The organism is Arthrobacter sp. 131MFCol6.1 (genome assembly GCF_000374925.1).
Lineage (GTDB): Bacteria > Actinomycetota > Actinomycetes > Actinomycetales > Micrococcaceae > Arthrobacter.
Map to the genome: position 1 here is coordinate 18,914 of NZ_KB895551.1, position 12,329 is coordinate 31,242.

Annotated in this window: 11 protein-coding genes; 8 read left to right on the forward strand and 3 right to left on the reverse strand. The window is 68.6% G+C overall.

What is annotated here, in order from left to right:
- The first annotated feature begins 121 nt into the window (after positions 1–121).
- From C566_RS0116460 to C566_RS21665, 5 genes are all read left to right on the forward strand, one after another.
- A complete protein-coding gene (locus C566_RS0116460; protein WP_018775453.1) occupies positions 122–1,996 on the forward strand; it encodes a Na+/H+ antiporter in 1,875 nt (624 codons plus the stop codon).
- A gap of 134 nt (positions 1,997–2,130) precedes the next feature.
- Positions 2,131–2,382: a DUF2630 family protein gene (locus tag C566_RS0116465; protein WP_018775454.1), complete on the forward strand. Its 252-nt coding sequence runs from the start codon at positions 2,131–2,133 to the stop codon at positions 2,380–2,382.
- A gap of 44 nt (positions 2,383–2,426) precedes the next feature.
- Positions 2,427–3,485 carry a CapA family protein gene (locus tag C566_RS0116470; protein ID WP_018775455.1) on the forward strand — a complete coding sequence of 353 codons (1,059 nt, stop codon included), beginning with the start codon at positions 2,427–2,429 and terminating at the stop codon, positions 3,483–3,485.
- Between the two features lie 182 nt (positions 3,486–3,667).
- Positions 3,668–5,053, forward strand: a complete 1,386-nt coding sequence (locus C566_RS0116475) for an ammonium transporter (protein WP_026266774.1) — start codon at positions 3,668–3,670, stop codon at positions 5,051–5,053.
- A gap of 284 nt (positions 5,054–5,337) precedes the next feature.
- Positions 5,338–6,618 (forward strand): S8 family peptidase, encoded by a 1,281-nt coding sequence (locus C566_RS21665; protein WP_231386408.1) that lies wholly within the window; start codon positions 5,338–5,340, stop codon positions 6,616–6,618.
- 114 nt (positions 6,619–6,732) lie between these two features.
- Here C566_RS21665 and C566_RS0116485 read toward each other — a convergent pair whose 3' ends face one another.
- Together C566_RS0116485 and C566_RS0116490 are read right to left on the reverse strand one after the other, a co-directional pair.
- The gene (locus tag C566_RS0116485) at positions 6,733–7,413 is read right to left on the reverse strand and encodes a response regulator (RefSeq protein WP_018775458.1); all 681 of its coding nucleotides are present in this window, start codon (positions 7,411–7,413) and stop codon (positions 6,733–6,735) included.
- Positions 7,406–8,740: a sensor histidine kinase gene (locus C566_RS0116490; protein ID WP_231386409.1), complete on the reverse strand. Its 1,335-nt coding sequence runs from the start codon at positions 8,738–8,740 to the stop codon at positions 7,406–7,408. The genes C566_RS0116485 and C566_RS0116490 overlap by 8 nt, the downstream gene beginning before the upstream one ends.
- Positions 8,741–8,862: 122 nt before the next feature.
- Between C566_RS0116490 and C566_RS0116495 the strand changes: the two genes are divergently transcribed.
- From C566_RS0116495 to C566_RS0116505, 3 genes are all read left to right on the forward strand, one after another.
- Positions 8,863–10,164 (forward strand): LssY C-terminal domain-containing protein, encoded by a 1,302-nt coding sequence (locus C566_RS0116495; protein WP_051082344.1) that lies wholly within the window; start codon positions 8,863–8,865, stop codon positions 10,162–10,164.
- A 142-nt stretch (positions 10,165–10,306) separates the two neighbouring features.
- Positions 10,307–10,456 (forward strand): hypothetical protein, encoded by a 150-nt coding sequence (locus C566_RS23005; protein ID WP_018775461.1) that lies wholly within the window; start codon positions 10,307–10,309, stop codon positions 10,454–10,456.
- A gap of 222 nt (positions 10,457–10,678) precedes the next feature.
- Positions 10,679–11,320 (forward strand): NADPH-dependent F420 reductase, encoded by a 642-nt coding sequence (locus C566_RS0116505; RefSeq protein ID WP_018775462.1) that lies wholly within the window; start codon positions 10,679–10,681, stop codon positions 11,318–11,320.
- Between the two features lie 145 nt (positions 11,321–11,465).
- Here the strand turns inward: C566_RS0116505 and C566_RS0116510 are convergent, their stop codons facing one another.
- Positions 11,466–12,329 (reverse strand): phosphogluconate dehydrogenase C-terminal domain-containing protein, encoded by an 864-nt coding sequence (locus tag C566_RS0116510; protein WP_018775463.1) that lies wholly within the window; start codon positions 12,327–12,329, stop codon positions 11,466–11,468.

Consider the following 12,329-nt stretch of genomic DNA (forward strand, 5'->3'; position numbering starts at 1 on the left):
CCAGCGCAGACTCTCAGTTGGCTTGCAGTCTTAACTCTAGGAAGCCGCCAAGTCGTAAGCAAGCTGATGATGTGTTGCGGAGCCGCGGACGGCAGCGACGGGAAGCTGAGAGAATGGGCCAATGGAAGTCGCTTTCGGGCTACTGGCCCTCGTCGCCATCGTCTGTGCCGGCAGCGCGCTGGGCCAAAAGATCAACGTCTCCGTCCCCCTGCTGCTGGTGCTGGCCGGCGTCGTGTGCTCGTTCCTCCCGTTTGTTCCGACCATCGAGCTGAACCCCGAACTCGTTCTGGTCGGACTGTTGCCGCCGCTGCTCTACGCTGCGGCGCTGCAGACCTCGCTGTTCGATTTCCGTTCCAATCGCCGCTCCATTGGCCTGCTGTCGGTGGGCTACGTCATTTTCGGCACCGTCAGCGTCGGTCTGGTGGTCGCCTGGCTGTTTCCAGAGATCCCGTTGGCGGCCGCCATGGCCTTGGGCGCGGTCGTCGCGCCCCCGGACGCCGTGGCCGCGACGGCGATTGCGCGAAAGGTGGGCATGCCCCGCAGGATTGTCACCATCCTGGAGGGCGAATCGCTGGTCAACGATGCCACGGCGCTGGTCTGCCTGCGTGCTGCCATCGCCGCCATCGCCGGAGCTGTCTCCGCAGCGGAGATCGCCGGCGGCTTCGTCCTGGCGGCCGGCGGGGGCGTGGTGGTGGGCGTTGCCGCGGCTTTCGTGCTCACCGCGCTCCGCAAACGGATCCGCAACGTGGCCATCAACACCTCCACTTCGCTGATCGCCCCGCTCGTGGCCTACCTGCCGGCGGAAGCGATCCACGCCTCCGGCGTCCTGGCCGTCGTCGTTACCGGGCTGATCATGGGGACCAAGGCGCCGTCCATGCCAAACGGGGCGGCACGGCTGAGCCAGCGCAGCAACTGGCACACCGTCCAGTTCCTGCTGGAGAATTCCGTTTTCCTCCTGATCGGGCTGCAGGTCCGGACCATCATCGAGGGCGTCCGGGATGACTCGCTGGGGCCGGAACGGATCTGGTTCGGCTGTGCCGCCGTGCTCCTGGCCGTGCTGATCCTGCGCCCGGTCTGGGTCTTCCCCACCACGTACCTGCCGCGGCTCATTCCCGCGGTCCGGCGCAAGGATCCCGCGCCGCCGTGGCAATATCCAGCGATCGTGTCCTGGGCCGGCATGCGCGGCGTGGTGACCCTGGCCGCCGTCCTGGTCTTGCCGGCAGGGCTGGAGCACCGGTCCGTCCTGATCCTGATGGCCCTCGTGGTGGTGGGCGGCACGCTGACCCTGCAGGGCTTCACGCTCCCGGTCCTGGTCCGGTGGCTGGATGTGAAGGGGCCGGACCCGCGCGAGGACGCGCTTAACGAGGCTTCGCTGATGCAGATGGCGACGGCGGCGGGCGTGCAGCGGCTCCAGGAACTGCGTTCGGACGCCGATCCCCCGGAAGTCGTGGCGATGCTGAAACGGCGCACCCAGGAGCGCGGGCTGGCCGCGTGGGAGCGGCTGGGCCGTCCGTCCGCCGAAGCCGCCACCCCCAGCCAGCGGTACGCCCAACTCCGGCTGGCGATGCTGGACGCCGAGCGCACCAAAGTCCTTGAGCTGCGGCGCGGCGGCGGGTACGCGCACGAGGTCCTGGTCAACGTCCTTGACCGCCTCGACGTCGAAGAGTCCATGCTGGACGCCGCATTGGAGGAACCGGACGCGGACGGCGGCAGCGGCGGTGAGGGAATCGCCCGGCCCCGCGGAGTCTGTCCGCACCTGGAGTCAGCCCCGGATCTCGTCGTCCCGCCCGGTCCCTTCTGTGAGGCGTGCGAACGGGAGGGGACGACGACGGTGCACCTGCGGATGTGCCTGCAGTGCGGCAACGTGGCCTGCTGCGATTCCTCACCGGGAACCCACGCGTACAAGCACTTCCAGCTCAGCGGCCACCCCGTCATGCGCAGCGCCGAGCCGGGCGAGGACTGGCGCTGGTGCTACCCGGACGAGCTCCTGGGCTAGGCCGCAGGCGCCGGCCAGCGCCGTCCCGCCCGCACTCGGGGCGCCCCTGTTCACCGCGCCGTCCCCTCCGTAGGCTGGAAGGGAACCTGGGGAAGAGAAGGCGGCCCGCCGCCGTCGGACGAAAAGAGGACACCGTGGACAACCAAGACATCCTGGAGCGCATCAAGGCCCTGGTGGAGGAGGAACACGGCCTCCGCGAAGGCTCAACCCAGCCTGGTGAGCAAGGGACCGGAGCCCCGGACATCCTCCGGCTGCAGCAGGTGGAAGAACAGCTGGATCAGTGCTGGGACCTGCTCCGCCAGCGGCGCGCGAAAAAGGACTATGGCGAGAACCCGGACGAGGCGGAGGTGCGGCCGGTCAGCGAGGTCGAGGGCTACCAAAGCTAGCCCGCGGCCCCGACCTGACAGGCTGGGAAGTAGACAGGCAGCCCATGCGGATCGCGCTGCTGGGAGACGTCATGCTGGGCCGGCTGGTGAACCGGCACCTGGCAACGGCCCGGCCTGCCTGCCCGTGGGGCGACACTCTGGAGCTCCTGAAGCAGGCGGATGTTCGCATCGCCAACCTCGAGTGTGTCCTGGCGGCCGGCGGCGAGCCCGAGCCCGGCAAGATCTTCCATTTCCGCTCGGACCCAAAGAACGTCGCCAGCCTCCTGGCCGCCGGGATCGACGCCGTCTCGCTGGCCAACAACCACGTCCTGGATTTCGGCCAGGCCGCGTTCGCTGAGATGCTGCCGGCGCTGGACGGCTGCGGCATCCTCCATGCCGGCGCCGGCCCGGACCTGGAGGCGGCCCGCCGCCCGGCCGTGTGGCGCGTGGGCGCCGTCGCCGTCGGATTCATTGCCTTCACGGACAACGAGCCCGGCTGGGAGGCCGGCCCCGCGGCTCCCGGGGTCTACTACGTCCCGGTGGACGATGTTCCCTTGACCGCCGTTCCCGCGACCGCCGTTCCCGCGACCGCCATTCCCGGGCCCGACGGCGGCCGGCGCCGCCGGGCCCGGCGGGACGGCCTCCTGGAACTGGTCGCCAGGACCAAGGCCCGCGTCCAGATCCTCATCGTGTCAGCCCATTGGGGAGGGAACTGGGGCTACGAGGTCCCGGCCGGGCATCAGGACCTTGCCCGGGACCTCATCGAGGCCGGGGCCGACGTCGTGTTCGGCCATTCGCCGCACATATTCCGCGGCGTCGGCATCCACCGGAACCGCCCCATCATCTACAGCGCCGGGGACTTCATTGACGATTACGCGGTGGACCCCGTCGAGCGCAATGACCAGTCCTTCGTGTTCATGCTCGAGACCGACGCCGGCGCACCACGGACGCTTCGGCTGCATCCGACGATCATCGCCGGATTTCAGGCCCGCCTGGCCCGCGGGTCCGCGCCCGATATTGCCGCCCGGATGCAGCGGCTGAGCGGCCAACTGGGCACGTTGGGCAGCTGGAACGCGGCCGGCCGCTGCCTGGAGATTCCGCTCGACAGCCCGCCAGGCACATGAGGCTCCGTTTACATTCCTGAAACATGCCGGTCACGCGAACTTCACGCCGTCGCGATTCCCGTAACGTGCCCGCAACTTTCCGCCCCACTGCCGGAAACATGGCTCCGCGAGGATTAAATCCGGATCGGGGGGCCGGCGGCGACGTGTCCCGGTACGGAAGACTGACGAGAAGGGACCCGCCGGTGGAGCTCACTGCTGGAAGCGTCTGGATGATTGTGTCGGCAGCGATGGTTCTGCTGATGACCCCGGCCCTGGGCCTGTTTTACGGCGGCATGACCCGGGCCAAGGCCTCGCTCAACATGATGATGATGAGCTTCGTCTCGGTCGGGATCGTCGGGGTGGTGTGGGTCCTCTGGGGCTACTCGATGAGCACCGGGCAGGGCGTCCTCGGCGTGTTCGGCAACCCGTTCGCGAGCTTCGGCCTGAGCAGCCTCATCGGATCGCCGGACCTGATCAAGGCCGGCTACAGCGCCACATTCGCCATCCTCACCGTGGCCCTCATCAGCGGCGCCATCGCGGACCGCGCGAAATTCACCTCCTGGGCCCTCTTCGTCCCCATCTGGATCACCCTCGTGTACTGCCCGCTGGCCTTCATGGTCTGGGGCGGCGGCCTCATGAGTGCCGGCGGCGCCGTGAGTGCCGTGTTCGGCCAGGTCATCGACTTCGCCGGCGGCACCGTGGTGGAAATCGCGTCCGGAACCGCAGCCCTGGTCCTGGTCCTGATCCTGGGAAACCGGCACGGCTTCGGCAAGGACCCCGGCCACCGCCCCCACAACATCCCCTTCATCATGCTCGGCGCGGGCATCCTGTGGTTCGGCTGGTTCGGCTTCAACGCCGGCGCCGCCACCACCGTGGAGCAGGCCGGCCTGATCTGGGTGAACACCCTGGCCGCCCCCGCCGCGGCCATGATCAGCTGGCTGGTGACGGAGAAGGTCCGTCACGGCCACCACACCTCTTTGGGCGCGGCGTCCGGCGCCGTGGCCGGCCTGGTGGCCATCACGCCCTCGTGCGCCAACATCAGCCCTCTCGCCGCGCTGGGCCTGGGCTTCGTGGCCGGTGCGGCCTGCGCGGTGTTCGTGGACCTGAAATTCAAGTTTGGCTTCGATGACTCGCTCGACGTCGTCGGCGTCCACCTCGGCGGCGGCCTGATCGGCACCCTCGCGCTCGGTTTCATTGCGCTGCCGGTGGACGGTGCCGGCGGCGGGCTATTCTACGGCGGCGGGCTCCACCAGGTCATCGCACAGGCCGTGGCCGTCCTCATCACCGTGGCGGTGTCCGGCCTCGGGACCGCGGTGATCGGACTGGCCATCCACAAAACGCTGGGCTTCCGGGTCAGCCGCGAGGACGAACTCGCCGGCGTGGACCGGTCCGAACACGCCGAGACCGCATATGCCTTCGCCGAACTGGGTTTCAGCCGGTTCAACCCGTTCGGCCACCACGTCGGCGCGGCGCACGCCGCGACGTCGGCCCACGCGGCGACGTCGGCCCACGCCGCGACGTCAGCCCACGCGGCCGGCCGGGCACCGGAAAACGCATCCGCACATGCAAAGGAGGACAGCCTCGTCTGAGGCGACCGCCGGGTCCGGCACAAGTTTTTCCAAAGGGCCCGGGTGTAAGACGCGGCCGGAGGCTTAAGATATGGGCGGGGGGCACTCGAATTAGCGAACTCGCTTAATGGGAGGCCACGATGTTCAGCCAAGCCAGCCGCAAGGCATCAAAACCGAAGCTAACATCGGTGGCGCGGACCCCGCGCAGACACCGGCGCAGCTCCCTTCCCAGACCGGACACAGATTGGTTCAGGCGCGGGCTGGCCTCGCTGGCGGCCTTTGCCCTGGTGGCTGGCGGCGGCCTGGTGGCGGCAGCTCCTTCGAACGCCGCCGGCCCGGCGCAAAACTACATCGTGGTGCTCAAGGACGGCGTCGTGGACGCCGGAGCGGCGGCGGCCGCCCAGCAAAGCGCCTACGGATTTGCGACGTCGAAGGTCTACCGCAATGCCGTGAAGGGCTACTCTGCCAACCTGACGGCGGCCCAGGCGCAACGCGTCCAGGCCGACCCGAACGTCGACTTCGTTACTGCGGGCCGGACCTTCCAGAATCCGCAGGAGCCTGGGACCTCGGCCACGCAGGAGACACCGTTTTGGCGGAAGCGGATCGCCGGAACCAGTTCCGACGTCCGTAAGGCCCTCGACAAGGGGCCAAGCCGGATCAATGTCAACGTCGCCGTGATCGACAGCGGCATCGACGCGACCCACCCGGACCTGAATGTCAAGGGCGGGGTTGACTGCCAGTCCGGCTCGCCCGTGGATGTGACCCCCGTTGATGTCATGGGGCACGGGACGTTCGTCGCCGGTGTGATCGGCGCCCGGAACAACCGCCTGGGCGTGATTGGGACCGCCCCGGGCACCCCGCTGTGGTCCGTCCGCGTGGTTGACGACGCCGGCCTGATCTCCGAGGAGATGCTGATCTGCGCGATTGACTGGGTGACGTCGACGCACAAGGATGACGACGACAGCAACGACATCGCCGTGGCCAACATCAGCATCGCCGGCGGCGCCCCGGACACGTCCAACTGCGGCAAGGGCACGGACCCGATGCACTACGCCATCTGCCGCTCGGTCCGGGCCGGCGTCACTTACGCCGTCGCGGCCGGCAACGCCGGTGAGGACTTCGCCAACACGGTCCCGGCCACGTACGACCAAGTGCTGACCGCCACCGCCATGGGCGACTTCGACGGAAAGTCCGGCGGGGATGCCGCCGCCGTCTGCGGCCCGGACGACTTTTCGAAGTACGGGCAAAAGGATGACCAGCAGGCATTCTTCTCCAACTTCGCCACCACGAGCGAGGACAAGGCCCACACGGTCGCCGGCCCCGGCGTGTGCATGCTCTCCACCTGGCCCGGCGGGTACAACGTCAGCAACGGCACCAGCTTCGCCAGCCCGGCCGTGGCAGGATCCGTGGCCCTGTGCATCAGCCAGAAGGCCTGCACGGGCTCAGCCGAGCACGTCATGAAGCAGTACCTGGAGCTGACAAAGTCGTACTCGAAGCGGCACCATGACTACGGCTTCGACGGCGATCCCATCCACCCGGTCGGGGGGCAGTACTACGGATACCTGACCCAGACGGTGAGCTTCTGACGCTTCGGCGTGAAGTATCCGGCCTTGCCAGTGGCGGACGTCGATAGAGGTTCCCGGCAGGTCTCAGCCGGGGGCCAAGCTGCTGGCCTCAGCCGTGGGTCTCAGCCGTGGGTCTCAGCCCAGCAGCCGGCGCTCATAGGCGAAGGCCACCAGCTGGAGCCGGGTCCCGAGGCCCAGCTTGCCCAGCACGCTCCTGAGGTGTGTCTTGACGGTCGCCTCCGAAACGAACAGGCTTCCGGCGATCTCACCGTTAGCCAGCCCCTTGGCCGCGAGCAGGAACACGTCCCTTTCCCGGGCAGAGAGCACTTCCAGCACGGACAGATCCGGTCCCCCGGCCGGCACGGTCCGGGCGGCATGCTGGAACAAATCCTGCACTGATCCCGGCGCAATCACGGAGTACCCGGCATACACGGTCCGGATCGCGGCGAGCAGGAACTCCGGTTCGGCGCTCTTGAGCAGGTAGCCGCTGGCCCCGGCGTGCACGGCGTCGACCACCGCCTGGTCCCGGTTGAACGTGGTCAGGGCGATGATCTTCGGCGCGCCGGTACCCGCGGCCTCCGCCTCACGCACGATCCGCCGGGTGGCGCCGACGCCGTCCAGGACCGGCATGCGCAGGTCCATGAGCATCACGTCGGGGCACCGTTCGACGGCGGATACCGCCGCCTGCGCGCCGTCGGCGGCTTCCCAGGCCATCGCCATGTCCGACTGGCTCTCCACCAGCATCCGGATTCCCGCACGGAACAGCGCCTGGTCATCGACGATCGCCACGGTAATGGCCGCCCCGGCATCAGCCACGGTCGCCGGCTTCCTCCAGCGTCATTCCCGGGTGCGCCGCGGGACTTCCCGCGACAACCAGGTCCGGCTCCGCGCTGGCAACGGCGGCGTCGGCAGTCCTTGTGCCGTAGGGGATGAAGACGGTCACCCGGTACTGTTCACCATCCGGGCCGGACGTCATCCAGCCTCCCGCGAGGTGGGCGCGTTCCCGCATCCCGGCGAGACCGCGGCCCACCCTGGCTTCGGCGGCGGGGTCCGGGCTGACCCCGGATGCGGCATCCGGGATGCCGGAGGCCACATGCAGGGTCAGCCCTGGACCGCTCCAGTCCAGGTGCAGCCGCACCGCGGTGCCACGGCCGCCGTGTTTCAGGGCGTTGGTCAGGCATTCCTGGATGATCCGGAAGACGGCGAGCTGCTGCCCGGCGGAGAGCTCGGCGGGCGCGCCGGACTCGCTCTGTTCAATTTCGAGGCTGTCCTGCATGCGCGCCACCAGGGGCCCGACGTCGCTGAGCCGGGGCTGGGGCGTGACAACGCCGTCGTCGTGCACGCCCTCGATGACGCGCTGCGCGTCCACCAGGGCGCTCCGGGCCGAGGTCGCGATGTTCTCCAGGGCGTTCAACACGGCCCTGGGCTGGTCCTTGCTCAGGTAGCGCGTGCCGTCCGCCTGCGCCGCGATCACGGCGAGTGAGTGGGCCAGGACGTCGTGCAGGTCCCGGCCGATCCGGGTCCGTTCCTGCTCCACGATCAGGTCCACCTCCGCTTCCCTGAGGCTGGTCTGGGCGATGGTCCTGGCCCGGAACAGGCTGCCGCGTTCCTGGTACATGGCCAGCAGCAGTCCGACGGCGGCGCAGGCTGCCGCGATCAGCAGCAGCAGCGAAAAGAGTTGCCAGCCGAAGGCTCGAAAAGTCCACCGGTCGCCCATGTACAGCGGCGGGAACCAGCCGACGCCGTTGCCGTAGCGCCAGGACAGCATCAGGAAGGTCATGGCGCCGGCGAACACCACGTTCGCGGCCGCCGCGATGAAGCGTGTCCTTCGCCGGGCCGTCCATTGGATGAAGGCCAGGGCCACGAACGCCCCGAGGTAGATGGCCCAGTGGTTGGCGTGCATCGCGGGAATGGCGTACCCCAGTTGGCCCGCGAGCAGCCCTGCCGTGAATCCGAGCGACGCGTACGGCTTCCAGGCGGCGCAGGCAATCGCTGCTGTCATGAGGATCAGCGGCCACGTCCCCTCCCAGGTGTGGAGGCCCGGGCCCATCCGGCCGGCCTCGGCCACGCACCACAGCGTGAAGAAGAGAACGGCCGCCGCGGGGGCGCCCCAATGCCGCAAAACTTTCAGTAGTGGTTCCATGCTGTCACCCTATCCACGGCGTCGGCCCCCGGCCGGTCACATCCGGCCGCGCTCCACCTTGGGGCCAGAAGATTCATCTTTCGAGCCAGCCCTCTGTTGATGACGGGCGTAGTATGACGGCCATGACCAAGGCAGCGGTTGAGGTCACAGCCCCCGCGGACGCGGTGCCGTACTCGGTGCTGGACAGCGTGTTCTTCGTGGTGGGCGGCGTTGCGGCTGTGTGGCTGACCGCGTTGCTGGTGCAGTTGAGCTTCGAATGGGGCTGGGCGCAGGTCTGGTTCCTCTTCATCTTCTGGGCCCTGCTCGCCTATCTGGTGCTCCCCCGGTTGCACCGGATCCTGACCCGGCTCTACGTTCCGGACTATTTCATCGGCCGGGCGCGCACCAGCGACGGGCTGCTGGGCGATCCCGTGAACATTGCCCTGCTGGGATCGGAACCGCAGATCCATGGCGTGATGCGGTCCGCGGGCTGGACGCTGGCCGATGACGTGACCCTGGCCAGCAGCCGGCGGATCGTCTCCTCCACCCTCCTGCGCCGCAGCTATCTCGAGGCCCCGGTCAGTCCTCTGTTCCTGTTCGGCCGCCAGCAGGATTTTGCCTACCAGGAGGAAGTCGACGGCAACCCGGGCAAGCGGCACCACGTCCGTTTCTGGCGTTGCCCGCCAGGCTGGCTGCTGCCGGGCGGGCTGGCCGTCGACTGGTTGGCGGCCGGCACGTATGACCGCAGCGTCGGGCTGTCCCTGTTTACCCTGCAGATCACCCACAAGATCGATGAGAACACCGACGCCGAACGCGACCATGTGGTCGGCGCCATTACCGGAGCCGACCCCGCGGCCGGGCTCCGGGTGATCCGTGATTTTTCCACCGGCTATCACGCGCGCAACGGCGGGGGCGACACCATCACCACCGACGGCAATCTCCCGATCGTCGATCTCCGGCAGACCGCCGCGGAGCCGCCGGTGTCCGTCACGCCCCCTGCCGGGGGCCGCACCAGGCGTCCTTCGACCACGATTGTCGGGGCGCTCTTCGTCGGTGCCCGCGCGGCGGCGGCCGCGCTGCTGGCCCTGTCCCTGGTGCTCTTCAAGGACGCGCACGTCGGCTCTTTGATGCAGCCCGTAGCCGGCCCGGCGGTCACGGAGGCCCAGGCGGAATTGGCCGTCAGCGCCGCAACGGTGGTTGTCCTGCTCTTTGCCCTGGCCGAGATCCTGCTGGCGTGGTTTGTGTTCCTCGGCCGAAACTGGGCCCGGACGGTGGCCATGGCACTGAGCACGGGCGCCATCTGCATCCAGGCAATCGATGTTTTCCACGGCGGCCCGGACATCACCCTGCAGTCCAATCTCCCCGGCCTGACCCTGGACATCCTGCTGCTTCTGGCGCTCTCCAGCAAACGGTCCCGCGACTATGCCCTGCGCCCCCGCAAGTAAAACAAACAGGATTCCAGCCGTCCCGGCGGCCAAGTACCCTTCTGAATCCCCAGGATCCGGGGGCCCTTGACAGCCCTCTCGCAGCGGGCGCTAGATGTTCAAATAGCCGGCAATCCACCGCAGGAGCAGCTAAGGAGCGGACATGAGCAACGAGCCACAGGCGCCGGAGCGCCACCACAGCGAGACCCCAGCCGAGGGTGATGCAACGGCTGAGCCCTTCGACGACCGGGCCCATTCCCAGGACGCGGCAGAAGGCCCGGACCTCGACGACGAACCGGGCCCCACGCCGTAGCCTCCCTGGGCTCCTAGGCTCCTAGGCTCCCTAGGTTCCCTTGCCTCGAATTCGCCGGAAACCCGCGGGCTCGCCGGAAACCCGCGGGCTCGCCGGAAAGTTCCGGCGAGCCCGCAGGCTTCCGGCGAATTGGACTCGCCTGCCCCGCGGGGCCCCGACGGTTCCCGGGCACACAGTCCTTAACCGGCGAAATATCCTCGCCTGCCCGGGTGTTGCCCCGGCATGACAACAATCGGAATCATCGGTGCAGGGCACATCGGCGGCCAGATCGCCCGCAAGGCCGTGGAGCTCGGCTACGACGTCGTGATCAGCAACTCGCGCGGGCCGGAAACCCTGGCGGACCTCGTCGCGGAACTGGGGCCCAGGGCCCGGGCCGCAACGCCGGCCGAGGCGGCGGCAGCCGGCGACTTCGCCGTCGTGACCGTGCCGCTCAGGAGCCTCCCGGACGTCCCCGTGGAGCCGTTGGCGGGCAAGATCGTCCTCGACACCAACAACTACTACTGGGAACGCGACGGGCATATCCCGGCTTTGGATGCCGGCGAGGCCACCACGTCCGGCCTCCTGCAGGAGCACCTTCCCCAGTCCAAGGTGGCCAAGGCTTTCAACCACATCATGTCCAGCCAGATCACCGCGGACGGTACGCCGGCCGGCACCCTCAACCGCCGGGCCCTGGCCACGGCGAGCGACTTCCCGGAAGCGGCTGAGCTTGTGGCCAGGCTCTATGACGAATTCGGCTTCGACACCGTCAATATGGGCCCGGTCTCCGAAAGCTGGCGCGCGGAACGGGACCGCCCGGCCTACGTGATCCGGCAGAACGCGGCCGAGCTCACCGAGAACCTGGCCAAGGCGCCGCGCACCATCTGACCGGGTCCTGCCCGGCCCAGGACCCGGCCCAGGACCCGCTGTCCCATCCTGGCCCGGGCGCGCGAAATCGCCGGAAGCCCGCGAGGTCGCCGGACTTTTCCGGCGGGCTCGCAGCTTTCCGGCGAATTCGGCCGGGGGGTGGGCGTCAGCGCTGGGCGGCGGGCTCGAGCTTGAGCATCTTGGCGATGACGTAGTCCAGCTCGGAGTCGTCGAAGATCTTCTTCCAGTCGTCCTTGATGATGGTGTCCTTGCCGTACTGGATGGCGATTTCGCAGGCCTCCGAGAACGGGTTGGAACCGCGGAGCGCGTTGGTCAGGGCGATCTGGACGTGCCCGAACAGCATGGCCTTGGCGGCTTCCTCGGGGACGCCGGCGGTGTGCACGGTCTCGTGCAGGGCTTCCTTGAGTAGGGTGCCGATCATGCAGGCGACGGTCTCGACGAGGGTGGGCTCGAGGATGGCGAGCTGCTTGACGGTGACCCAGTGGACGTCGATCACGGGGGCGTAGATGACCTTGATGGTGGCCTCGGCGGCGGCGCGGGCGGCTTCGGTGGCATCCTCGTCGATCGCGGCAACCACGTTCTGCGGGGCGCCCTGGCCGCCGAAGGTGTCGGCCCATTCTTCCTTGGTGGTGCGCTCGAGGAAGACCGAGGGGTGGCACGGGTGGGCCACGGCCTGGACGACGTCCGCGCGCTTGGCCAGCAGGCCGGCGTAGGCGGCGGCCGGGTCGAGGGTGAGCAGGATGGCGCCGGACTTCATCTGCGGGACCACGCCGTGGGACACGACGCCCAGGACGGTGTCCGGGACGGCGAGGATCACGACGTCGGCGTCCTTGATGGCGTCCTCGGTGGTGCTGATTTCCCGGCCTTCGGCGCGGACGCGGTCCTGGCCTGCCGGCGAGTTCTCGCTGTAGTAGACGGTGTGGGCGCTCTTCTGGAGGTTGGCTGAAACACGCAGCCCCATTTTGCCTCCGGCTCCGATGACGGCGACGGTCAATTGTTCTGCTGACAT